Source organism: uncultured Campylobacter sp. (genome assembly GCF_938039245.1).
Taxonomy (GTDB): domain Bacteria; phylum Campylobacterota; class Campylobacteria; order Campylobacterales; family Campylobacteraceae; genus Campylobacter_A.
Window position 1 is genome coordinate 1 of record NZ_CALHVN010000043.1, and the last position, 22,244, is coordinate 22,244.

Sequence of the window (22,244 nt, forward strand, 5' to 3'; positions counted from 1 at the left end):
TGGGACAGCTGCCCGCGTGGAGCGTCTGGGTGCTTTACGTAGCGGTGTTTTTACTAGCGGCTACTTGCGTAAACCGCGTGAGGATGGGGCTGGGGGAGTAGATTAGCTTATTTTAAGCGCTTAAATCTCGTATGCCGCCAAATTCGCATTCGTAAATTTGCGCGGCCTTTAGCCGGAGGCAAGCTCTGCGCTGTAGGTTTAAGGTAAAAAAGATATAATTTAAAATTATTCTAAAAAACAATAAAGATTTTAATATGGCGGCTAGCGAGTGAGGCTTAAAAGAGCTTTTAAATTTTTACTTATTTTTACGGCGACGATCTTTTTTTGCGGATGCGCGGCGAAGGCTAAATTTGATGTTCCGCAGATCGTAAATTTCGATAAACGCGAGTTTGAAGTGATTTCTCAAAGCGGCTCAAATTTACTCTATATTTCGCATGAAAAAGATGATTTTTATTTTACGATGATAAACTCCATGGGTACTCCGCTGGCTAGAAGAGTTTTAAGGCCGAGCGGCGAATTTGAAGCTATCGGCTTTTTACCGCCAAATAGTGCCTACAACGAGCTTTTTATTAAAGTGCTAAGTATCGTAAAGTCAAATCAAAAAGGGGCCGTCATAACAGCAAATAACGAAAATTTTAAGGTGAGAGCCCTTGATATACGTTAGCAAGCCAGCCCTCATCAGCGCAGCCGGAGCCGATGCGGAGGAAAATTTTGCAAATTTATGCGGCGAAAAGAGATTTTTGAGCGTTTGTGAAGGCTTTAGGGCGGATAAAAGCTTTATCCTCGGCAAAGCCCGCGCGCCGCTGGCTAAATTTAGCCAAAATACACCAAAACACTTGCAAACGCGCACGAACGCTCTGGTTTTAAGCGCGCTTTTGCAGATAGATAAAGACGTGCGAGACGCTATCAAAAAGTACGGCAAAAATCGCGTCGGCGTAGTAGTTGGCACGACTACTAGCGGCGTGGAGGAAAACTACGAAACGTTTAAGGATTTTGCCGCGACGGGTTTTTTTGATGCTTCAAAATTCGGCGTCAGTCGCAACTCCTTAGCCAATCCGTCCGAATTTATCGCCGATTTTTACGGGCTTAGCTCGGTTGCGTTTTCCGTCTCGACGGCCTGTACCTCGGGTGTCAAGGCGATCATAACGGCAAAAAGGCTGCTGGAACCCGGTATCTGCGACGCCGTGATCTGCGGCGGCGTGGATAGCCTAAATACGCTAACGATAAACGGCTTTGATAGCCTAGGTATCCTAAGCGCGCGCGAGACCAATCCGTTTTCCAAAAATCGCGACGGTATAAATATCGGCGAAGGCGCGGCCTTTTTCGTGGCGAGCAGGGATGAAATCTCAAACGTAGTTATCTCGGGCGAGCACTCAAACTGCGACGCGTTTCATATGACGCAGCCCGATTTTAGCGCTCAGATGCAAACAAAGTGCGTGCAAAAGGCGCTTCGGGCTGCAAATTTAGGCAGCGTTGATTATATAAATTTACACGGCACGGGCACGCAGGCAAACGATAAAATCGAGGCAAAGATCGTGCATTCGCTTTTGCCGCTCGTACCCGCAAGCTCCGTCAAGCCTCTAATCGGCCACACGCTAGGAGCCGCAGGAGCCATCGAGAGCGCGCTTTGCGCCATGCTTTGCGCTAAGGGCGAAACCGCGCTACCGCCGCACGTGTATGACGGCGTTTATGATGATGAGATAGAGAGGGTAAATTTGGTAAAATTTGGCCAAAAAGCGGTCGTAAATTCAGCTATGTCGCTGTCGTTTGCATTCGGCGGCGATAACGCGGCGATCGTGTTTGGGAGGGCGAAATGAGCCTAGAGGGTTATCTCCCGCACAGCACGGCGATCATTTTTATCGACGAGGTGCTTAAATTTGAAGAAGGGCGCATAAAGACCAAAAGCGTGATAAAAGAGGATAATAAATTTCTAGTGGACAGCAAATTCGCCATGCATAAAACCGTCGAGATGATGGCTCAGTCACTGGGCATCTACGACTCGAAGATGCGCGAGCTAAAGGGGATGAAATTTGGACTGGGCTTTTTGCTGGGTAGTAGAAAATTTGAAATATTTAAGCAGTTTTTAAAGGTCGGAGACGAAGTCGTCATCGAAGCTGCTTGCTCGATACAAGACGCAAGCGGTTTTGGAGTTTACGACTGCGAGCTTTACGTAAACGGCGAGCTTGGAGCGCGCGCGACGCTAAACGTGCTAAGCCCGGACGAGGAATACGTAAAAAGGATACTAGATGAGTAAAAGAGTGCTGATAACGGGCTCGAGTCGCGGCATCGGCGAAGCGGTAGCTAGGCGGCTGGCGGCGGCGGGATACGAGGTCGTATTGCACGGCAAAAGCGCGAGCGAGCAATTATTAAATTTGCAAAACGAGTTAAATTTGAGCGCTTTAAAATTTGACGTAGCCGATACGCAGGCGGCAAGGGCGGCGATCGAGGCCGATATAGAGGCTAACGGCGCTTACTACGCCGTCGTGCTAAACGCCGGCATCACGCGCGATAATACATTCGTAGCGATCGAGGACGAGGATTGGTTCGGCGTCGTGGATACGAATTTAAACGGCTTTTATAACGTCCTAAAGCCCGCTCTCATGCCTATGATCCGCGCTAAAAAGCCGGCTCGTATCGTCGTCATGAGCTCGGTCTCAGGCGTCGTCGGCAACCGCGGCCAGAGTAACTACGCGGCTAGCAAAGCAGGTCTCATCGGCGCGGCAAAATCCCTAGCCGTCGAGCTAGCCTCCAGGAACATCACCGTAAACTGCATTGCGCCCGGACTCATCGAGACTGATATGACGGACGGCGGTTTGCCGATGGAGGAGATCTTAAAGGCGATCCCGGCTAAAAGAGCGGGCAAAGCAGACGAGGTCGCGCCTTTAGTCGAGTTTTTGCTAAGCGAGGGCGCAGCCTACATAACGAGGCAGGTTATCGGCGTAAACGGAGGGCTTTGCTGATGCGAGTTTTTATAACCGGCATGGGCATGGTGAGCGCATTTGGCAAGAGTTGGGACGAGATAAGGGCTAAATTTGAGCTTGGCAAAAACGCCGTGAGATATATGCGGCAGTGGGATAGATATGAGGATCTAAATACCCGCCTGGCTGCACCCATAGAGGGCTACGAGTGCCCTAGCTCGTGGGACCGCAAGCAGCTAAGAAGCCTAGGCATAGTCTCGATGTATAGCGTCGAGGCGGCGGGTCTGGCGCTAAGAGACGCAGGGCTGATGCGAGGCGAAAATTTAGACGCCGCGAGCCTCGATCCTAGCGTGCAAGAGGGCAGTCTAGGGGTCGCGTGCGGTTCGTCCACGGGCAGCACCGAGTCGATACTGGCGATGGCAAAACTGCTAGAGCGCGGCGAAAACGAGTGTAATGCCAACACCTACATCAAGATGATGCCTCACACCACGGCGGCAAATATCGCGCTTTTTTACTCGCTAAAAGGTCGCATTATCCCGACGTCATCGGCCTGCACGAGCGGTTCGCACGCGATCGGATACGCCTACGAGAGCATTAAAAGCGGCAAGATCGACATGATGCTAGCTGGCGGCGCAGAGGAGCTGTGCCCGAGCGAGGCGTACGTGTTTGACATGCTTTATGCCACTAGCGTGAAAAATGGCTCGCCTGAAATTTCGCCCGCTCCCTTTGACGAGGGGCGCGACGGGCTAGTGCTAGGCGAGGGCGCTGGGATACTTTTGCTAGAGAGCGAAGAGAGCGCCGTAAAACGCGGAGCTAAAATTTACGCCGAGGTCGTGGGTTTTGGCTCAAATTGCGACGGCTCGCACGTCACTCGCCCGCAAAGCGCGACGATGAAAGGCGCGATGGCTCTAGCCCTAAAAGACGCAAATTTAACGCCGGAAAAGATCGGCTACGTAAATGCTCACGCTACGGCGACTAAGCAGGGTGATATAGCCGAGAGTATCGCTACAAACGAGCTTTTCGGCGATAAGATCGCTATTAGCTCGCTAAAAAGCTACCTCGGCCATACGCTAGGCGCTTGCGGCGGTTTGGAGGCGATATTTAGCGTGATGATGATGCGAGAGAAGAGATTTTTCCCGACGATAAATTTGACCCGCGTCGATCCGGAGTGCGCGCGGCTTTTTTACCTGACCGAGCAAACGGCGATAGATACAGACTTTGTGATGAGCAACAACTTTGCTTTTGGCGGAGTAAATACATCGCTAATTTTTAAAAAAATTTAAAACCAAGCGGCAAAGCGAGTCTAAACATCGGCGGCTAACGTCGCCTTTAAAAAATAAAGCCCCAAACGGCGCTTTTGCTAGGCAAATGCTTTTAAAGATAAAGCAAAGTAAGACCGCGAGCGTCGTTTGCCTTTGCGGGGTAAAATTTGGGCTAAAACCGAGCTTTTATGTTTATACTAACGAAATTTACGGTAATATTACGCGCTAATACGGCAAAATAAAGGAGAAAAAATGAAAAAATTATTAGTTTTAGCAGGCGTTTGCGCCTTGGCTTTAAATTTGAGCGCGCGCGACGACGTGCAGCACTTTTCGATCGAGGAGGCGTTAAACTCGCCAAAGGCTAAAGAGGTGCTAAATCCAAACATCAAGCTAAGCTTTGGCTCGGGTACGAAAGGCGGTATCATCAAAAGCGGCCTAATGGCGAACAAAAAAACCAATGCCTTTAACAAAAGCGACAAAGAGGCATGCGAGTGGGCGTTTCTATCGGCGGTAAAAACCTTCCAAGAGCGCGCGGTGCAAGAGGGCGGCTCGAGAGTGGTAAATTTAACCGGCTACTACAAAAAACAGCCTTTTGACTCCAAAACGCAGTTTCAGTGCGGCGCAGGCGCTTTGATGGCGGGCGTAACGCTAAAAGGCGATATAGCAAAATAGGCGGCAAAAGGAGCAATGGGGCTAAATTTTAAACTCGATTTTTTTGACGCGGTAGTTTTTAACGGCGCGCAAGATGCGAAGCTGGCGGCATACGAGAGGGAGCTTGACGTCTCGCACGTGCCTCTGCTTGAGCGCCGCAGGCTTAGCCGTGCGGCAAAATGCGCTTTTGACCTAACCAAAAACATCGCGCCGCTTGATATGCCTATCGTTTTTAGCTCTTATGAGGGCGAGATAAATCGCTGTTTTGAGCTGCAAAATACGCTAGCTCGCGGCGAACTCATATCGCCGACCTCGTTTTCGCTCTCGGTACACAACGCCCTTTCCTCGCTTTTAGCGATAAATTTTAAAAATAATAGCGAAATCTCGGCCGTTTCTGCATACGCGCCGCTAGAGTATGCTTTGGTGCAGGCGCATCTGATGCTAAAAAGCGGAGCCAAAAACGTCCTGGTTTTAGCCTATCACGAGAGCATTTCGCAGGAGTATTTTGATGAGTTTGCGCCCTCTTGTATGGTTTGTTTGCTAGTTAGCGAGGGCGAAAATTTAAGCCTGTCGCAATGTGAATCAGACGGCAAAACGGATGAAAATTTGCTCGTTAAGTTTTTGCAAAATTTTAATCCGAAGCAAAAATGCTCTTGGCAAAGCGCGGATAAAAACTCCGCTTGGCGGTGGGATTATGAGCCCTCGTCGCGGGTTTAGAATTTTTATCGTCGGGGCGAATTTCGCGCTATTTGGACTCATTTGCGCGCTTGGAAATTTGATCTTTATCCCGGTCGCGCTTCTTGGACTTTATAAATTTAAATTTATTCGCTATTTTTGCCGCGATCTGGTGCGTTTGGCTTGGAGATTTTTTATATTTTCTACGCAAATTTGCGGCTATCAGCGCACTAAATTTAACCTTCCCTCAGAGCTTGGCACCGCTTCGCAGATAATCATCGCAAACCACCCGTCGCTTTTAGACGTCGTATTTTTGATAGCGCTCATCCCCCGCGCAAACTGCGTGGTAAAAGGGGGCCTGGGTAAAAATATTTTCTTAGCTCCCGCGATAAAATCCTGCGGCTACATCCTAAACACGGCAAACGAGGAGCTCTTGCAAAAAAGCGCGGATGCCCTAAAAAGCGGCGAGAGCTTGATAATATTTCCAGAAGGCACGCGCACTGCAGGCGAGATCGTATTTCATAAAGCAGCCGCCTATATCGCGGTAAATGCGGCAAAACAGCTAGTCGCCCTCGCCATCAAAATGGATCCGCCCAGTCTCAAAAAACACGAGCCTTGGTACAAAACCCCCGGCGTTATGATAAAATACGAGTTCAAAGAGCTTTTTAGGCTAAATTTGGACGGTTTTTGCGCGCATAGGCCAAACCCGATCAGGGCTAGAGAGCTGCACGCTTTTATCAGCGAAAATTATACGAAGGAGTTTAAACGATGAACGAACTAATAGAGGAGATAAAAGAGCTCATCATAAAGAGCTTAAATTTGGAGGATATGAAACCAAGCGATATCGACGAAAACGCGCCGCTTTTTAACGAAGGGCTAGGGCTTGATAGCGTCGATGCGCTCGAGCTTGGCCTTGCGGTGCAAAAAAGCTACGGCCTAGTGCTTGATTCTAAAACCGCAAATTTAAAAGAGATTTTTTACAGCGTAAAAAGCCTCGCGCAATATATCTTTGAAAACAGGAAATAACGATGAAGCAGGAAGAAATTTTTGAGATTTTAAAGTCCGCGTTAGTGCAGCTTTTTGAGATCGACGAGGCCAAAATCACGCCGCAAACGCGCATCTACGAGGATTTGCAGATAGATAGCATCGACGCGATCGATCTAATAGACCACATCAAGCGCAAAACGGGACACCGATTGATGCCTGAAGACTTTAAAAACGTAAAAACGCTCGAAGACATCGTAAACGCGGTGGCTAAAAAATTTGACGAGCAAGCTTAAAATCGCCCTAAGCGTAGTTAGCGTCCTTTATCCGTTCGCGCTATTTTTCGCGGGTGATTTTGCCTTTTGGGTCGTTTGGGCGCTTGCCGCGCTGTGGATAGCGCGCGGAGCGTATTCAAGCGGCTTTGAGAGGAAGCTTAGCGTCCTTGCCGCCGTTTTTTTCATAGTTTGTGTGATTTTTAAAAGCGGATTTTTAGCGTATCTTTATCCCGTTTTGGTTAGTTTGGCGTTTTTAGCGTTTTTTGCTTTTAGTCTAAAAAACGAAGCCGTCATCACCAAAATCGCAAGGCTAAAAGAGCCTGATTTGGATGAAAAAGGCGTGATCTATACGCGAAATTTGACTAAAATTTGGTGCGCGTTTTTTATTTTTAACGCCGCCATATCGCTTGCGCTAGCCTTGATGGAGGATAAGTTTTACTGGAGCGTTTATAGCGGCGCGGTATCTTACGCGCTGATGGGGGCGCTGTTTTTCGGGGAAATTTTATTTAGAAAGAGATTTATAAAGAGCGATGAGCTTTGAAGAAAATTTAAAAAATTTTAGATTTGCGGACGACTCGCGCGACGTCTTTGACGCGTGTCTTAGAGTCGCCGCGTTTTTAGAAAAAAACGGCATAAAAGAGCTGCAAATTTATCTAGATGGCGCGTTTAAATTTTACGCCGCGTTTTTTGGCTCGCTTTTAGCGGGCGCGGCGCCTTACGTGCTGGCAAAGCCGGTTTATGAGCCGAATTTAACTGCCGTAAACGACGAAAATTTTTCAAATTTTCTCTCAATCAAGCCCGCAAACGGACTCAAATTTGATCCGCAGGCTAAATTTTACCTGCAGACTTCCGGCTCAAGCGGCAAAAGCAAGATGATAGAAAAGTCGCTCGCGCAGATGATAAAAGAGAGCGAGTATCTGGCCACCGAGCTAAATTTTAGCAGCCAAAACACCTTTTTTTCGAGCGTTTCGCACAGGCACATGTTCGGGCTTACGTTTAAGGTCTTTTTGCCGCTAGTTCTCGGCGCTAGCGTCATCGCTGACGAGCTAAACTACCCCGAGGCGATTTTGGGATTAGAGCTTGCAAATCACGTATTTATCGCTAGTCCCGTACTACTAGGCGCGCTAGTTCAAAGCCCCGCCGCAAGCGCGCTAAAAGGACTAAGCGGGATCGTAAGCGCGGGTTCGCCGCTAAAAAAAGAGCTAAGAGACGAGCTAGGCCGAATCTGCGACGCGCGGATCATCGAAATCTACGGCAGCACGGAAACTGGCATAGTAGCTAGAGACGAGGGGTGCGGGCTTAGGCTGTTTGGCGCGGTGAATGCCGGGCTGGACGGTAGGGGCGCGCTAAACGTGAGTTCGCCTTGGTGCGAGTTTTTTCAGACTAACGACGCGGCTAGCATTGGCGATAACCGCCTCGCGCTACAAGGCAGGATAGACCGCATAGTTAAGCTAAACGACAAGCGCGTGAGCCTGGAGAGCATCGAAGCAAAGCTGCTAGAAAGCGGCCTGCTCGCGGACTGCTACTGCGCGCCGCATCCGAAATTTAAACGTATCGCCGCGCTTTTAGAGCTTAACTGTGAGGGGCTAAAAAAATTTAGAAAAATCGGCAAAAAAGGCGTTGCGGCCGAGCTAAAAGAGCTTTTGAAGCTTGAGTTTAAAAACAGCGTGCGATACTTTAAAATCGTGGAAAAAATGCCGCGAAATCAGCAGGGTAAATTTGAAAAAAGCGAATTTGAAAATGCGCTATTTGCTAGTCCTAAGCTCGTCTGGAGCGGCGGGCGCGTAAATGAGGCGGGCGAAATTTGCGGCGGTCAAATTTATAAAAGCGGCCAAAATTTAGCGAGCGGCTTAAACTGCGGCTGCGCTAAATTTGAGGGGAGCGGCGAGCGGCTAGAAAACTCAGCGCAAAAATACGAATTTAGCGCCGTTATGCACGCCGGGCTTGAGATTTTCGAGAGCCATTTTCCAAATTTACCGCTGCTGCCGGGATTTATGCAGCTTGACTACGTCTTTGAGCTAGCTTGCGGCGTGGGTATCGACGTTAGCGGTGCTAGCGCTGTGGAAAATCTAAAATTTATGAAGTTTGTAAGACCGGGCGATTTGCTCCTAGTTTGTTTTGAAAAACGCGGCGGCAAGCTTTACTTTGAGCTATTTTGCAACGGCGAAAAGTGCTCGGTCGGCAGGGCGGCGCTTTGAATAAATTTGCGTTTTTAGTGCCCTTTTACAATCATCCGCAAAATATCAAAGCCCTGATCGCCGCGCTAAAAGCTTACAAGCTGCCAGTTATCGTCGTGGACGACGGCTCGGACGAGGCTAGCAAGCTAATCTTAGCGGAGCTTGAGCGCACGGAGGACATCTTGCTACTCACGCGCGCGCAAAACGGCGGCAAGGGTATCGCGATGAAGGACGGGTTTAAATTTGCGCTGGAGCGCGGTTTTAGCCATGTTTTGCAAATCGATGCCGATTTTCAGCACGACGTTGCCCTCATCGGCGAGTTTTTGAAGCAGAGCCGGGCGCACCCGCAAAGCATCGTCTGCGCAAATCCCATCTACGGCGATGATGCGCCGAGATCTCGCGTTTACGGCAGAAAAATCACGAATTTTTGGGTCGCGATAAATACGCTAAGTCTTGTCGTCAAAGATGCTATGTGCGGGTTTCGCGTTTATCCTTTGGAGCAGCTTAAAAAAGCGGCGGCAAAAAGCAAAACAAATAGGATGGAATTTGACATCGAAATCCTCGTAAATGCCGTAAGGCAGGGCATTAACGTGCGCTGGATCGATACGTACGTACGCTACGAAAAGGGCGGCGTTTCGCACTTTAAGATGCTGCGCGATAACGCGCTAATCAGCCTCATGCACGCAAAATGCTTTTTTTCTCTGCCTAAATTCGCGCCGGGTAAAATTTGGCGAGCGTGCGGGTTAAATTTGGGCGAAAAAAACGGGACAAGCACCCAAATCTCCGTAGAGCCTCAAGAAAATGCCGAGCAAAACCTCTGGTGGAAAAAGCAGGAAAGAGGAGGAGTATTTTTTCTAAGGCTTAGCCTATTTTTGTCGCAAATTTTGCCTGAGTTTGCGCTAAAGCTTATCGTTAAAATCGTGGTTTGGTTTTATTATTTATTTTCAAAAAACGAGCGCGAAAATATCGCCGAGTTTAGACGAAATTTAAGCGAATTTGCGGGCGCGCAGACGCTAAAAAAAACGAGCGTTTTTAGCCATTTTGAGGCGTTTGGCGGAGCTATTTGCAATAAATTTAGAGTCTGGAAAGGCAAGATCAAAGATGACGAGCTAGAGATCATAGACCTAGAGCGCATAAAAAGCGAACTAATCGGCGCGCAAAAGGGGCAAATTTTGCTCACGGCGCACCTTGGAAACGTCGAAATTTGCAAGGCTTTGGCTGCGCGGGTCGAGGGCTTTAGGATGGTGATTTTGACCTATGACGAGAACTCGCGTAAATTTAACGAAGTGCTGCGCGAAATCAGCCAAAACGGCGGCAGCGTGCGCATGATGGCGGTAAATAAGCTAGACGTAGCCGCGATGCTGGAGCTAAAAAATATCGTTGAAAGCGGCGAGCACATCGGCATAATGGGCGACAGGACGCCTCTTGGCGGCGATAAGGCCGCGCGCGTGAAATTTCTAGGCAAGGAGGCGAGCTTTAACTATGGTCCTTACTTGATCGCGGGGATTTTAGGCGTGAAGATAAGCTCGCTGTGGTGCCAGAAGATCGGCAGTAAATTTAGGATCGAGCTCGTACCGCTAGCAAGCGCCGTAAAACTGGGGCGAGACAAAGCCGCCGCAGCGCGCCAGTATCTACAAATTTACGTCCGCGAGCTGGAAAATCGCTGCAAGCAAACGCCTACGCAGTGGTTTAATTTTTTTGATTTTTGGAGATGAGATGATATCAAAATCAGTCGCGCTAAAGGCGCAGTTTTACGACGTGGACAGCATGAACGTCGTGTGGCACGGCAACTACGTGAAGTATTTCGAGACGGCTAGATGCGCGCTGCTAGAGGAGATAGGCTACGACTACGAGGCGATGAGGGCGGACGGCTACGCGTACCCGATCGTAAAAATCGAAGCAAAATATATTAAGCCCGTGTTTTTTGGCGATGAGATCGAGGTGGAGGCGACGCTAAAGGAGTGCGAGTGCTTTTTAAGGATCGGCTACGTCGTAAAAAGCGCCAAAACAGGCGAGACGCTGTGCACGGGCGCGAGCTCGCAGGCGGCCGTGGATATGCGCGCGATGCAGACGTGCTTTGAGATCCCGCAAGAGCTACAAAATGCAGTAAAAAGGTATATAAATGAAAAAAATAGCGATAATTTTTAGTTTGGCTGCGAGCCTAATGGGGCTTGATTTTAACGAGATAAAATCTCAAATCAAAACGCAAAATATCAGCGGCGAGTTTGCTCAGACGAAGTTTTTGAGCGGTTTTAACGTGGAGTTTAAAAGCTACGGTAAATTTGAGCTCAGTCAAAGCGAACTGCTCTACGACACGCTAAGTCCCATCGCGGTTAGCATCGTCATAAACGAGCGCGGCATCTTTCAAAAAAGCGGCAATCAGCTCATAAAAATCGATCAAAATTTTGATAAAAAGCTCTTTTTATCCATCATAAAGCTTGATAAAGACGAGCTTGAGAAGGAATTTATCTTTAAAATCTCAGGCGATAAAAACAACTGGAAGATCGAGCTGACGCCCAAAAATTTGTTGCTAAAGCAAATCTTTACGCGCATCTTAGTCGGAGGCGATAAATTCGTCCGCAAGATCGTGCTAAACGAGGTTAGCGGCGATAAAACGGTAAATGATTTTTACAACGTAAAATGAAAAAATCCGCGCGTTTTTTTATCTTTTTAGCGGCGTTTTTAGCCGCGCTCGCCGTTTGTTTTGCAAACGCGAAAAAGATAAACGCGGATATTTTTTCTCTCGTAAATTTTGAAAACTCTACCGAGCAAACCGCATTAAAAGCGATGCTTGATAGCGCTTCAAACGAGTTTTTGCTAGTTTCAAATTCGCCCGAGTTTTTAGAAAAAAGCGAAATTTTAGCCGCGCAAAGCGGAGTTTTTGAAGAGTACCGCGCAAAGCAGGACGTAAATTTAACCTCGTATCTAACTCAGCTAAATACCCTAAAAATCGCGCTTTTAAACGAGCAAACCTATGAGCTTTTGGTAAAAGACAAAAACAAATTTTTTAAACAAAGCGCGCAAAATTTATTTAATCAATTCGCTTTTAAGCCGCTTAACGCGAAGGACGATTTTTTTGCCTTAAGCTCGCACATGAGCCTAGAGAGATCAAAAATCAGCCTAAATTTGTCAAATTTGATGCTGGAAGCCGCGAGCGAGGGCGTGAAATTTTACCTCGTAAAAGCGCGCCTTAAGCTCGGCTACGAGCCGCGAAATTTGATCAAATTTTATGAAGACGTACGCGAGATGGCGGCGCAGGACGCAGTGCAGGCTTACGCTAGCTGCGGCGCGCTATACGGAGCCTACGGAAAAGCGGGCGGCGACAAAGAAAGTGCCGTTATGAGCGCGGCTTCGCTTAGCCTTTGCGCGATTTTTTTGCTGCTTGCTTTTAAAAATTTGCGCATTTTTTGCGTCGTTTTCGTCGCGATTTTCGGCTTTGCGTGCGGGCTTGCGGCCTCGCTTTTGATCTACGAGAGCCTTAGCGTCATGGTCGTGGTTATCGGAACGAGCCTCGTGGGCCTTATGTTTGATTTTGCGCTACACTGGCTGGGTAAAAATCAAAACGCGCCCGTGGCGGCTGCGAGCGTGCGTCCGATGCTTAAGATTTTCTTGCTCGGGCTTTGCATCACGATGAGCGGATACGGCGTTTTTGCTTTTTCGTCGCTTGAGCTGCTGCGTCAAACCGCGATATTTTCGCTATTTACGCTGCTTGGGGCGTTTTTATTTACCTATTTTTGCTTGCCTTTTATATTTGAGGGTGCCACGTTTTCGCAAGGCGCCGCGTTTTCGAGATTTTTTGATAAATTTGCGGGATTTTGCGAGCGCGCGGCGGGAGCGATAAATTTAAAAACTTTACTCGCCGCATTTGCGCTTTGCGCGGGAATTTTGGCGCTAAATTTTAAAAGTCTAAGCGCGCCCGAGCAGATAAAAGACTACGCAAACTCGCCCGCGCAGCTACTGGAGCAGTCTAAAAAGATCAGCGAGATAACGGGCGCCGCGCCGCAAAACTCCGTCATCGTGCTAAAGAGCGGAGACGATCTAGTCAGCGACGAAAAGCGGCTGATGTGCGAGCTAAAGCAGGCAAATCTCGTCAAAGACTACGCATCGATTTCTAAATTTATCCTAAGCCTGGCCGAGCAGGAAAATGTAAAAAATATCTTTAAAGAGGCCGCGCAGGACGAGGGAATTTTTAAAATTTACGCTCAGTTTGGCTTGCCTAGCGAGCTAGTAAAATCTGAGCTTGAAAAGATCGCAAATGCCAAAACTATCGGCGCTAGCGAGATTTTAGAATTTGACGCGGCGAAAAATTTGACGAGATTTTTGCCTGACGCTAGCACGAGCGCGATATATGCCGAGGGGCTTGAAAGCAGTGCGAAAACGGATGAAATTTTAAAAGCAAACGGCGCTTTTAGCGTGGATTTCGTCGGCGCGCTAAATCAAAATTTGACCGAAGCCAAGGCCTGGGCCGCGGTATTAAAAGGCGGCGCGTTTTTGGTCGCATTTGCGCTTTTATGGGCGTTTTTCGGGGCGGCGCGCTCGCTTTTGGTTATGAGCGTCATCGCGCTTGGCGTGCTAGCCGTGCTTTGCGCTTTTGCGGCGCTTGGCGCCCACGTAAATATTTTTGCTATTTTCGGGCTCATTTTGGCAAGCGCGGTCGGGATTGATTATCTCATTTTTGCGCTAAACGACGACTTGTCGCGGCGGGAGCGCGTTTTTGGGATATTTGCCGCGTTTATCACGAGCTTTATCTCGTTTTTTGCGCTTAGTTTTAGCCAGACGCCCGCAGTTAGCGTTTTTGGGCTAGCAGTTAGCCTTTGCGTCGCATTTTACGGGCTTTCCGCATGCGCGCTTGCGATGAAAAATTTGGATTAAATTTAGCAAAAAGCGGTATAATCGCGAGCTTACGCAGCGCGAAATTTGACCCGCACGGGCGCGCTAAATTTAATAAAACGGAAAGAAAATGCTAAAAATAAACGGCAAAGATGGGGGCGAGTTTATCGGCAAAACCGTAGCGCAACTGCTAGCCGCAAAGGGGCTAAAGCCTGAGCGTATCGCGGTCGAGCTAAACGGCGAAATCTTGCCAAAAGATAAATTTGATACGGTGCTAAGAGACGGCGACTCGGCCGAGATAGTGCATTTTGTCGGGGGAGGTTGAGATGAAATTTGATGAAAATAACGATATTTTAGAGCTTGGCGGGCATAAATTTAGCTCGCGCTTTATCCTGGGATCGGGTAAATTTTCATTACCTCTTTTGGAGGCCGCGGTACACGAGGCGGGCGCGCAGATCGTCACGCTAGCGCTTCGGCGCGTGAACGAGGGCGGGATCGAAAATATCCTGGACTTTATCCCAAAGGGCGTGACGCTGCTACCAAACACCTCAGGCGCCAGGAACGCCGAAGAGTGCGTGCGTATCGCAAAGCTAGCGCGCGAGGCCGGCTGCGGCGATCTCGTGAAGGTTGAGGTCATCAGAGACAGCAAATACCTGCTGCCAGATAACTACGAGACGATAAAAGCGACTGAAAAACTCGCAAGCATGGGCTTTGTCGTGATGCCATATATGTATCCCGACCTAAACGTAGCGCGCGATCTGGCGTCGGCGGGGGCTGCGTGCGTGATGCCGCTGGGCGCTCCGATCGGGACGAACAAAGGCCTTTGTACGCGCGAATTTATCAAAATTTTACTCGCCGAGATAGACCTGCCCGTGATCGTGGATGCGGGTATCGGCAGTCCAGCGCAGGCGTGCGAAGCGATGCAGATGGGCTGTGCGGCCGTCATGGCAAACACCGCTATCGCGACTGCGGGCGACGTAAAAACGATGGCGCGAGCCTTTGCGCTAGCGATACGGGCGGGCAGGCTGGCGTATTTATCGGGGCTTGGCAATGTAAGCGAGAGTGCTAGGGCGTCGAGTCCGCTGACGGGATTTTTGGAGTAAAGTCGGCTTTAAATTTGATGATATAAAAACGGCGTCAAATTTGAGGCGGGCGATGATTAAATTTGCCTCGTTAAATTCTGCGAATTTTAAATTTGATAAATTTGCCGAGTTTTAAATTTAGCGCCGTAAAGGCGCGGGTCCGGGCGCGTCAAATTTGCCGCCTTGCGTCCTAAAAACTATCAAATTTAACGCCTAAAATTTAGACGAAAAACGGAGAAATATTTGAAAAATATAGACGTGATGGAGTATGCGCAGGGCGCCCAGCGTATCGACGAAACGCTGATGCGGCGGGTGCTAGCCGCGCGAGAGGGCTACGACTACGAGAAATTTGATGCTCTCAGCGTAAAGCGCGCTCTTGGCGAAGAAAATCTAAGCATAGATGGTCTAAAAGCGCTTCTAAGCCCCGCTGCGGGCGCATTTTTAGGCGAGATGGCGGAGGCGGCGCGAGATAGGACGCGCAGGCAGTTTGGCAACTCGGTGCAGTTTTTTACGCCGCTTTATATCTCAAATTTTTGCGATAGCGACTGCGTCTACTGCGGCTTTAGCTCGCGAAATAAAATCTCGCGCGTACGGCTAAAGGTGGACGAGGCTGCGACGGAGCTAGCAAACATCGCAAAAAGCGGGCTAAAAGACGTGCTGATCCTAACCGGCGAAAGCGCTAAAAAAAGCGACCTGGGCTACATCGGCGAGGTTTGCAAGGAGGCGTCTAGGCTTTTTAGCAACGTAGGCGTCGAGATCTATCCGCTAAATGCCGACGAATACGCGTTTTTGCACGGTTGCGGCGCAGACTACGTCGTGGTTTTTCAGGAGACTTACGACCCTGCTGCCTACGCGAAATTTCACCTCGGCGGCGTCAAGCGCTCGTTTGCATACCGCTTCCACGCCCAGGAGCGCGCTCTTATGGGCGGTATGCGCAGCGTCGGATTTGCCGCACTTTTGGGGCTTGACGACTTTAGGAAGGACGCGCTAGCCACCGCGCTGCACGCGCATCTTATCCAGCAAAAGTACCCGCACGCCGAGATCGCTCTATCTTGCCCGCGCCTTCGCCCCGCGATAAACAAGGCTCACGTCGGCCCGAGGGACGTTGATGAGAGGGCGCTATTTCAGGTCATCTGTGCGTACCGCCTTTTTTTGCCCTATGCAAATATCACGATCTCTACGCGCGAGTCGGCGCGCTTCAGGGACGGCGTCATCGCAGTCGCCGCGAACAAAATTTCAGCCGGCGTTAGCACGGGCGTGGGGACGCACTCTGATAAGGCCAAAAAGGGCGACGAGCAGTTTGAGATCAGCGACGCGCGCTCGGTTGATGAGATACTAGGCGCCGTGCGAGGGCTAAATTTACAGCCCGTGATGAGCGAGCATATTTACGTTTGAGGTCGGTCGGCGCTGTGTTCGGTTCGGATTTGCGCTTGTGCTTTTTTTATAAATTCGGTGACGTTTTTGCTTTGATTTGCATTGCGGCTTGAAGCGCTTGGGCGGCTTTTTGGAGGCTTTGCGTTTTTATTGGGCAAATTTGCGCTTTAAAAGGTTTGTAAAATTTGCTTTTTACGGCTTTTTTTGATGCGGTTTTTCGCCAGGCATTCGCAAAAATCCTAAATTTTGATTCTTCGCGACGTTTTGTATTTTTTTGTATTACGCACTTTTATCTAAATTTAAAAATGAGGTTTTATGGATTTTGGTAAATTTGAGCTCGTTTGGGTGACGAATCGCCGTTTGAGCGAGGATTTTTTTGCGGACGTTAGGTGCGTAGCGCAGGGCGGCAAGGCGGATAAAATTTTGCTTAGAGAGAGCGATTTGCCAGGGGACGAATACGAAAATTTAGCCCGCAAAACGCTTGAAATTATCGCAGAGTGCGGCTCTAACGTGCAGCTTGTTTTGCATACTCACTCAAGCGTCGCAAGTAAACTAGGCATCTGCGAGATACATCTTCCTTTTACTAAATTTAGGGCGTCAAGCGGCGAGCGGGCTGTAAATTTAGCGGATTTAAATTCGGCTAAATCAGGTAGCGTTTGCGCGGATAAAGACGAAGTCGGCGGCACTTATGCGCCGAATTTGACGCAAAATCTCAAAATCGGCGTTTCGGTGCACTCTTTAGAGCAGGCTTTGGCAGCGCAGAGTCTCGGTGCTGATTACGTCGTGGCGGGGCATATTTTTGACACGCCGTCTCATGCGCTGGAGCGGGGTAGGGGGCTTAAATTTTTGCGGGAGATTTGCGAGAGCTTAAAAATAAAAACCTACGCTATCGGCGGGATAAATTTTGAAAATTTAGGCGAGATCAAGGATGCGGGCGCGACCGGCGCATATATGATGCGGGGATTTTTAGGCTAAATTTAGGGCGCTTTGCCTACTCGCCGGTACCGAAAATCAGATCAAATCCTAGCCGTAGCACAAAAATAAAAATTAGCCTTTGCCGCAAAAGCTCGTAGATTTCGTCGCTTTGCGCATCGCCGTTAAACCGCGCTTGCGGTGCGTTTGGCGTTTTAAACTAAAATACGCATCGCGTCTCTAAAAAGGCTTGAAAATTGGGTGCGCGAGGGCTTTGCGCTAGCTAAATTTAGAGGAAATAAATGCGAGATAACTGGCTAGAGTACGACTTTATCGGCGAGTTTTAAAAGGACGGTCTGGCTACGATTTGCGGTAAAAGCAAAAAATGGGGACTAATAAACTCAAGCGGCGAGGAGGTTTTGCCCTGCGTTTACGATAACGTTTGGCATTTGCCCGAGTTTTTTACACTCGAAAAAGACGGAAAGCTCGGCCTAGCAAACGCGCAAGGAAAAATCGTCCTGCCCTGCGAATACGGCGATATCGTAGGCGATGAAGGGGCAGGCTTGGAGCCTTTATTTCGCGCGAAAAAGGGCGAAAAATGGGGAGTCATAGATAAAAACGGTGAAGCTATGATACCTTTTAAATTTAATGAGGTCGGTATACCGGGCAAAAACGGCTTTACGGTAGTACGAGGGCGAAAAGTACGCAATCGCGGGCAAAGACGGCATAACCGTCCCCTTTGAATACGATTTTCTAGACGAGTGCGAGGACGGCGTATTTATAGCGCAAAAGGGCGAAAAATACGGGCTAATATCAAGCACGGGCGATATACTCGCTCCGCTAGACTTTGAGGATATAGACATTTTTGAGGATGGGCTGGCTAAGGCTGAGAAGAACGGCAAAGTCGGCTTTTTAGACGTAAACGGACGAGTTGCGATACCGTTTAGATACTGCAGGGCAAGCGCTTTTAAAGGCGGTATCGCTTCTGCTCAAAAAGAGGACAAATGGTATATCGTGGATAAAAACGACAAAACGGTCGCGCCCGAGATAGCGTAGGCGCAAATTTAACCGTTTGCGTCGCGCCTAAAAAGCGGTAAATAAACTAAAAATAAACGCGAAGGAACAAAAATGGACGAAAGCAAAAAGATAATCGTCGAAAAAATGATAGCCTACGAAAAAAGGCTGATTAGCCCGGATCATAATTTTAACGAAGATACGCTTTGCGCGTGGATTTTAGAGGCTTGCGAGTTTGCTTTTGATAACTTTAAGGAAAAAGATACTTTTGCTTTCGAGTATATGTATGAGTACAGGGTCGCTACCGTAGGGCTACGGCTGATGATGGGTTTGAAGAAATTTTATCCGCAGTTAAAATCCTCTCAAAAGGTCGTCGATACGATTTTAGCCGTCATAGAAAACGAAAAATACGGCGGCGGACGGCACGACTTTGTCCTGGCGCTATGGGAAAACAGGCTAGATATCCCATTTATACAAATCGTCCAAAAACGTAGCGACTTTTGGGAAAATCCGCGGTTTGCAAGCACGATTATCTGGGGCTTGGTTAGGCGCAAGATAGCGGGCTTCGCTCCGCAAATACAAGCCACTTTGCAGCGATTTACGGATAAAAGAGGACTGCATCTAGATATCAGAAAGGATTGTCAAAAGTATTTAGCCAACGAGCCTAAATACAAGCATTTTTCGGCTTTTTTACAAAAGCAAAAATAATCTAGCGCTTTAAGCTTTGGTCGAGGCCGGTCGGCTTTTTTTAAGATAAAGTCCCCAACCAGAAAATTTGTAAAGCCGCCCGTTTGGCATCCCGGATACGCGCCTACTTACGGGCTTAGCCGTAAGCGGCTGCGCGAGATTTTGCCAGAGCGGGTAGATTTATACGGGCGCTTTTGCGGCTTAAATTTAGGCTTTAAAATTTAGGCGAATTTCGCTACTATTTGGGCTAAAATTTGATTTAAAAATGGAGAAAAAGTGAAAAAACTAATTTTCGTAACCGTGCTTTGGGCGTTTAGCTTTAGCCTCATCGGCGAGTTTTTGGCGGGGCGAGTGGATAGCTATTTTGCCGCGTTTTCGCGCGTGGTGCTTGCGCTTGGCGTATTTTTGCCCTTTATGATTAAAGATTTTGCAGCGAAAAACCTCGCCCTCTACGCCAAAGTAGCCGCGATCGGCGCGGTGCAAATCGGCGCGATGTATATCTTCTACTACAACTCGTTTGCCTACCTTAGCGTTGCCGAGGTCGCGCTTTTTACGATATTTACGCCGTTTTACGTGAGCGTGGTTTACGACGTGCTAGCGGGCAGGCTGAGGCTACTGTATCTGCTTAGCGTCGGTATCGCGGTTTTGGGCGCTCTCATCATCAAATACGGTAACGTAAATGCCGGCTTTTGGCATGGATTTTTGCTCGTACAGGGGGCAAATTTATGCTTTGGCGTCGGACAGAGCGCGTATAAATTTCTGCTGGAAAAGCAAGGCTTTAGCGAGCAAAGAGGGGTTTTTGGCTACTTTTTCGTAGGAGCCTCGGCGGTTACGGGCGTAGCATTTGCTATGTTTGGAAATCCGGAAAAAATCAACCTCGACCTAACCCAGGGTGCCGTACTACTGTGGCTTGGTATCGGAGCTAGCGGTCTGGGGTATTTTTTATGGAACAAAGGCGCGTGCGAGGTGGATAGCGGCACCCTAGCCATCATGAATAACGCTCTCATACCTGCTGCCATCATCGTAAATTTGGTCTTTTGGCACAAAGATGCGGATATACTAAGACTCTGCCTCGGCGGTGCGGTGATTTATATTTCTTTGCTGATTCACAACAAAATCATCGAGCATTATGAGCGAAGCAGGGCGGCAAAACGGCTCTAAATTCGGCACAGGATTGCTAAAACGAGCTTTTAGTTTTTGTTTCTGAGCGCCGCGAGTCGTCTTTGCTTTAGCCTAAAAGATTTTGCCGTATGGCAAGCTTTGACCGCGTTTTTATGGTTGCTAGATACGGCGATAAATTTAATCAAAAATACAAAAATATGTAAGGAAGGGCGGAAACAAAAAGGTTGCTTGCACCTTGCTAGAAGGCTAGATAAACAAAAAACTTCAAAAAGATAAACCTTAAGCTCGCTTGCCGTCTTATCATCAGGCGGCGCTTTGCTAGTTTAAGCAAATTTGCTGCGGCCTTGGCAATCTTTTTTATGCTTGCCGCCGCATTTTTGCGAAATTTTGCTTTTAATTTTTCGGCATTGCTTGTTGGGCACAGCCGGTAGCGCAGCGGAATAAACCGGTCAAATCAAGCGTTTGCTTAAATTTAGACCGGATATAGTTTAACCGCATTTAACCGCCCTCCTTGCCTATAAGAGCTTTATCAATCTTAAAAGAATGCGATAAACTCCTTCTTGCAGTCTAAGCTCTACTTATCTTTGCTATATAGCCTGTCTTAGAACCGCAAACGCAAATAAAGCCTTATTCTTTAAGATAGAGCAATAAAACCTCTTTTTTAATGCCGTTAAATTTAGTTTATTAGCGCAACTCCGCCTACTTGCTGGAGCAAATGGGGGTCTAACTACTGCGCTCGTGCTCTATTTGAGAAGAATATTTTTGTTTTGAGCCTTGATTAGGCGTTTATATGAGGCATCAAAGCCGTTGTTGATTTTATGGCGCTAACTTCGATTGCGCGGCTGTTTGACGCCCGCCGTAGTTAAAAGTTATAAAATTTACCTCGCATCTCATGCTGCGTTGGTATGCTGACAAGGGCCGATAGCATGCTAACTAACGCGCTATTTTACGCCATAACCTCGCCCGTGCTTTTCATCTCAGGGCCCAGGATCAAATCGGCACCCGGGAGCTTGTTAAACGGAAAGACAGCTTCTTTGACGCAGACGTGATTTTTCACGCGAGGCCTTAGTATGCCGCGCTCCTCGTAAACTGCGCCGTAGTTATCGTAAAATTTAAGCGCCTCGCGCAAATTTCCTTGCCACATCACGCGCGTAGCGACCTTTGCCATCGGCACGCCGGTGGCCTTGCTAACAAACGGCACGGTGCGGCTAGCACGCGGGTTTACCTCGATCATGAAAAGTTCATTCTCGTATATGGCAAACTGGATATTCATTAGCCCCACTACGCCTAAATTTAGCGCGATGTCGCGGGTTTGGTTTTCTACCTTTTCGATCATCTGCGCGGTCAAATTTAGCGGAGGCAGTATGCACGCGCTGTCGCCGCTGTGGATGCCCGCCTCCTCGATGTGCTGCATAATAGCACCGATATAGACGTCCTTACCGTCGCTGATAGCGTCTACATCGAGCTCCACGGCGTCTTGTAAAAATTTATCGATTAGTACTGGCGAGTGATTGCTGACCTTGACCGCTTCGCTCATATATAGGCGTAGCTCCTCATCGCTATGCACTCGTCTCATCGCGCGGCCACCTAGTACGTAGCTAGGACGCACGAGTACCGGATAGCCGATAGCCGCAGCCTTTTCTAGCGCCTCTTTTTCGCTTGTCGCGGTGTCGTTTCTCGGCTGTTTGACGCCTATTTTAGAGATAAATTCGCTAAATTTCTTGCGGTCTTCGGCGACGTCGATCGTGCGCGCGCTGGTGCCGATGATTTTCGCGCCCGCTATGCTTAGGCGTTTGGCAAATTTTAATGCCTAAAAGCTTATACCTCAAGATTTTAAAACCTTGAATACTCGACTTACATCGTCATTTTTGCTTAAGCTAAGTCTTACGATACTATTTTCTAGCGCAATGAGTGCATGAGGAATGTTTGGATCAAGCGTAACCATATCAAGCGCATTCAGTGTCGTAGAATCCTCACTGACGCTAAAATCTATTTTTCCGCTTAAAACTTGAATCATTATCGCCCCAGATGCCTTATGCTCTTTCATTTCAGCGCCTTTTTCTAAATTTATACGTATCTCTTTGCTATGCGGACCATCAAAAAGCTTAGCGATGGTAACACCGTCAAATATACTATTTTGCCATACTATCTTTTCCATTTACAACCTTTATTATAAAATAATAACACCATTGTAACTCTAAATTTAGATAAAGGGATTGATTTTAATTAAGCGATTTTTGAAATTTAAGAAAATGGGTAGGGAGCAAAAGCCTAAAAATAG

Annotated in this window: 25 protein-coding genes and 1 pseudogene; 24 read left to right on the top strand and 2 right to left on the bottom strand. The window is 48.3% G+C overall.

Going from position 1 to position 22,244, the window contains the following annotated elements; translation table 11 throughout:
• Positions 1-268: 268 nt before the first annotated feature.
• The 24 genes from Q0218_RS07990 (at position 269) to Q0218_RS08100 (ending at position 20,002) form a co-directional block, all read left to right on the top strand.
• Complete coding sequence (locus Q0218_RS07990; RefSeq protein WP_297968450.1) at positions 269-664, top strand: hypothetical protein; 396 nt, start codon at positions 269-271, stop codon at positions 662-664.
• A complete protein-coding gene (locus tag Q0218_RS07995) occupies positions 651-1,817 on the top strand; it encodes a beta-ketoacyl synthase N-terminal-like domain-containing protein (RefSeq protein WP_297968451.1) in 1,167 nt (388 codons plus the stop codon). The genes Q0218_RS07990 and Q0218_RS07995 overlap by 14 nt, the downstream gene beginning before the upstream one ends.
• Entirely contained in the window at positions 1,814-2,254 is a 441-nt protein-coding gene (locus Q0218_RS08000; protein ID WP_297968452.1) for a thioester dehydrase, read from the top strand. The genes Q0218_RS07995 and Q0218_RS08000 overlap by 4 nt, the downstream gene beginning before the upstream one ends.
• Positions 2,247-2,960 carry a 3-oxoacyl-ACP reductase FabG gene (fabG, locus tag Q0218_RS08005; RefSeq protein WP_297968454.1) on the top strand — a complete coding sequence of 238 codons (714 nt, stop codon included), beginning with the start codon at positions 2,247-2,249 and terminating at the stop codon, positions 2,958-2,960. The genes Q0218_RS08000 and fabG overlap by 8 nt, the downstream gene beginning before the upstream one ends.
• The gene (locus Q0218_RS08010; protein ID WP_297968456.1) at positions 2,960-4,201 is read left to right on the top strand and encodes a beta-ketoacyl-ACP synthase; all 1,242 of its coding nucleotides are present in this window, start codon (positions 2,960-2,962) and stop codon (positions 4,199-4,201) included. Before fabG ends, Q0218_RS08010 begins: the two co-directional genes overlap by 1 nt.
• A gap of 231 nt (positions 4,202-4,432) precedes the next feature.
• Positions 4,433-4,852 carry an excinuclease ABC subunit A gene (locus Q0218_RS08015; RefSeq protein WP_297968458.1) on the top strand — a complete coding sequence of 140 codons (420 nt, stop codon included), beginning with the start codon at positions 4,433-4,435 and terminating at the stop codon, positions 4,850-4,852.
• 15 nt (positions 4,853-4,867) lie between these two features.
• Entirely contained in the window at positions 4,868-5,548 is a 681-nt protein-coding gene (locus Q0218_RS08020) for a beta-ketoacyl synthase chain length factor (protein ID WP_297968459.1), read from the top strand.
• Complete coding sequence (locus Q0218_RS08025) at positions 5,526-6,278, top strand: 1-acyl-sn-glycerol-3-phosphate acyltransferase (RefSeq protein ID WP_297968460.1); 753 nt, start codon at positions 5,526-5,528, stop codon at positions 6,276-6,278. The genes Q0218_RS08020 and Q0218_RS08025 overlap by 23 nt, the downstream gene beginning before the upstream one ends.
• Positions 6,275-6,532, top strand: a complete 258-nt coding sequence (locus Q0218_RS08030) for a phosphopantetheine-binding protein (RefSeq protein WP_122862785.1) — start codon at positions 6,275-6,277, stop codon at positions 6,530-6,532. Before Q0218_RS08025 ends, Q0218_RS08030 begins: the two co-directional genes overlap by 4 nt.
• Before the next feature lie 2 nt (positions 6,533-6,534).
• Positions 6,535-6,786, top strand: coding sequence for an acyl carrier protein (locus tag Q0218_RS08035; RefSeq protein WP_002946939.1), 252 nt, complete (start codon positions 6,535-6,537; stop codon positions 6,784-6,786).
• Complete coding sequence (locus Q0218_RS08040) at positions 6,770-7,306, top strand: DNA gyrase subunit B (protein ID WP_297968463.1); 537 nt, start codon at positions 6,770-6,772, stop codon at positions 7,304-7,306. Before Q0218_RS08035 ends, Q0218_RS08040 begins: the two co-directional genes overlap by 17 nt.
• Positions 7,296-8,963, top strand: coding sequence for an AMP-binding protein (locus tag Q0218_RS08045; protein WP_297968465.1), 1,668 nt, complete (start codon positions 7,296-7,298; stop codon positions 8,961-8,963). Before Q0218_RS08040 ends, Q0218_RS08045 begins: the two co-directional genes overlap by 11 nt.
• The gene (locus Q0218_RS08050; protein WP_297968467.1) at positions 8,960-10,657 is read left to right on the top strand and encodes a glycosyltransferase family 2 protein; all 1,698 of its coding nucleotides are present in this window, start codon (positions 8,960-8,962) and stop codon (positions 10,655-10,657) included. Before Q0218_RS08045 ends, Q0218_RS08050 begins: the two co-directional genes overlap by 4 nt.
• A gap of 1 nt (position 10,658) precedes the next feature.
• Positions 10,659-11,090 carry a thioesterase family protein gene (locus Q0218_RS08055; protein WP_297968469.1) on the top strand — a complete coding sequence of 144 codons (432 nt, stop codon included), beginning with the start codon at positions 10,659-10,661 and terminating at the stop codon, positions 11,088-11,090.
• Positions 11,065-11,586 carry an outer membrane lipoprotein carrier protein LolA gene (locus Q0218_RS08060; RefSeq protein WP_297968471.1) on the top strand — a complete coding sequence of 174 codons (522 nt, stop codon included), beginning with the start codon at positions 11,065-11,067 and terminating at the stop codon, positions 11,584-11,586. The genes Q0218_RS08055 and Q0218_RS08060 overlap by 26 nt, the downstream gene beginning before the upstream one ends.
• Entirely contained in the window at positions 11,583-13,814 is a 2,232-nt protein-coding gene (locus tag Q0218_RS08065; RefSeq protein WP_297968473.1) for a hypothetical protein, read from the top strand. The genes Q0218_RS08060 and Q0218_RS08065 overlap by 4 nt, the downstream gene beginning before the upstream one ends.
• An 88-nt stretch (positions 13,815-13,902) precedes the next feature.
• Positions 13,903-14,097, top strand: a complete 195-nt coding sequence (thiS, locus tag Q0218_RS08070; protein ID WP_122873608.1) for a sulfur carrier protein ThiS — start codon at positions 13,903-13,905, stop codon at positions 14,095-14,097.
• 1 nt (position 14,098) lies between these two features.
• Entirely contained in the window at positions 14,099-14,875 is a 777-nt protein-coding gene (locus tag Q0218_RS08075; RefSeq protein WP_297968478.1) for a thiazole synthase, read from the top strand.
• Between the two features lie 240 nt (positions 14,876-15,115).
• Entirely contained in the window at positions 15,116-16,249 is a 1,134-nt protein-coding gene (thiH, locus tag Q0218_RS08080) for a 2-iminoacetate synthase ThiH (RefSeq protein ID WP_297968555.1), read from the top strand.
• A 294-nt stretch (positions 16,250-16,543) separates the two neighbouring features.
• Positions 16,544-17,203, top strand: a complete 660-nt coding sequence (locus tag Q0218_RS08085; RefSeq protein ID WP_297968481.1) for a thiamine phosphate synthase — start codon at positions 16,544-16,546, stop codon at positions 17,201-17,203.
• A gap of 302 nt (positions 17,204-17,505) precedes the next feature.
• On the top strand, positions 17,506-17,883 hold the full coding sequence (locus Q0218_RS08090) for a WG repeat-containing protein (protein ID WP_297968558.1): 378 nt from the start codon (positions 17,506-17,508) through the stop codon (positions 17,881-17,883).
• Positions 17,867-18,196, top strand: coding sequence for a WG repeat-containing protein (locus Q0218_RS11975; protein WP_366517434.1), 330 nt, complete (start codon positions 17,867-17,869; stop codon positions 18,194-18,196). Before Q0218_RS08090 ends, Q0218_RS11975 begins: the two co-directional genes overlap by 17 nt.
• Positions 18,197-18,268: 72 nt before the next feature.
• Positions 18,269-18,862, top strand: a complete 594-nt coding sequence (locus tag Q0218_RS08095; RefSeq protein WP_297968484.1) for a hypothetical protein — start codon at positions 18,269-18,271, stop codon at positions 18,860-18,862.
• Between the two features lie 255 nt (positions 18,863-19,117).
• Positions 19,118-20,002: an EamA family transporter gene (locus Q0218_RS08100; protein ID WP_297968486.1), complete on the top strand. Its 885-nt coding sequence runs from the start codon at positions 19,118-19,120 to the stop codon at positions 20,000-20,002.
• A 913-nt stretch (positions 20,003-20,915) separates the two neighbouring features.
• On the opposite strand, the pseudogene Q0218_RS08105 reads toward Q0218_RS08100, so the two are convergent.
• Both Q0218_RS08105 and Q0218_RS08110 read right to left on the bottom strand, forming a co-directional pair.
• A pseudogene (locus Q0218_RS08105) lies at positions 20,916-21,770 on the bottom strand (ATP-grasp domain-containing protein); the annotation flags it as partial.
• A gap of 18 nt (positions 21,771-21,788) precedes the next feature.
• Positions 21,789-22,121 carry a cupin domain-containing protein gene (locus Q0218_RS08110; protein ID WP_297968489.1) on the bottom strand — a complete coding sequence of 111 codons (333 nt, stop codon included), beginning with the start codon at positions 22,119-22,121 and terminating at the stop codon, positions 21,789-21,791.
• Between the last annotated feature and the right edge of the window lie 123 nt (positions 22,122-22,244).

Coding starts and splice junctions, on each gene's coding strand:
- Q0218_RS08030 (WP_122862785.1), top strand. CDS start 6,275: ATGAACGAACTAATAGAGGAGATAAAAGAGCTCATCATAAAGAGCTTA.
- Q0218_RS08075 (WP_297968478.1), top strand. CDS start 14,099: ATGAAATTTGATGAAAATAACGATATTTTAGAGCTTGGCGGGCATAAA.
- Q0218_RS08035 (WP_002946939.1), top strand. CDS start 6,535: ATGAAGCAGGAAGAAATTTTTGAGATTTTAAAGTCCGCGTTAGTGCAG.
- Q0218_RS08095 (WP_297968484.1), top strand. CDS start 18,269: ATGGACGAAAGCAAAAAGATAATCGTCGAAAAAATGATAGCCTACGAA.
- Q0218_RS08010 (WP_297968456.1), top strand. CDS start 2,960: ATGCGAGTTTTTATAACCGGCATGGGCATGGTGAGCGCATTTGGCAAG.
- thiH (WP_297968555.1), top strand. CDS start 15,116: ATGGAGTATGCGCAGGGCGCCCAGCGTATCGACGAAACGCTGATGCGG.
- Q0218_RS08065 (WP_297968473.1), top strand. CDS start 11,583: ATGAAAAAATCCGCGCGTTTTTTTATCTTTTTAGCGGCGTTTTTAGCC.
- fabG (WP_297968454.1), top strand. CDS start 2,247: ATGAGTAAAAGAGTGCTGATAACGGGCTCGAGTCGCGGCATCGGCGAA.
- Q0218_RS08015 (WP_297968458.1), top strand. CDS start 4,433: ATGAAAAAATTATTAGTTTTAGCAGGCGTTTGCGCCTTGGCTTTAAAT.
- Q0218_RS08060 (WP_297968471.1), top strand. CDS start 11,065: ATGAAAAAAATAGCGATAATTTTTAGTTTGGCTGCGAGCCTAATGGGG.
- Q0218_RS08055 (WP_297968469.1), top strand. CDS start 10,659: ATGATATCAAAATCAGTCGCGCTAAAGGCGCAGTTTTACGACGTGGAC.
- Q0218_RS08085 (WP_297968481.1), top strand. CDS start 16,544: ATGGATTTTGGTAAATTTGAGCTCGTTTGGGTGACGAATCGCCGTTTG.
- Q0218_RS08110 (WP_297968489.1), bottom strand. CDS start 22,121: ATGGAAAAGATAGTATGGCAAAATAGTATATTTGACGGTGTTACCATC.
- thiS (WP_122873608.1), top strand. CDS start 13,903: ATGCTAAAAATAAACGGCAAAGATGGGGGCGAGTTTATCGGCAAAACC.
- Q0218_RS08025 (WP_297968460.1), top strand. CDS start 5,526: ATGAGCCCTCGTCGCGGGTTTAGAATTTTTATCGTCGGGGCGAATTTC.
- Q0218_RS08045 (WP_297968465.1), top strand. CDS start 7,296: ATGAGCTTTGAAGAAAATTTAAAAAATTTTAGATTTGCGGACGACTCG.
- Q0218_RS08000 (WP_297968452.1), top strand. CDS start 1,814: ATGAGCCTAGAGGGTTATCTCCCGCACAGCACGGCGATCATTTTTATC.
- Q0218_RS08020 (WP_297968459.1), top strand. CDS start 4,868: ATGGGGCTAAATTTTAAACTCGATTTTTTTGACGCGGTAGTTTTTAAC.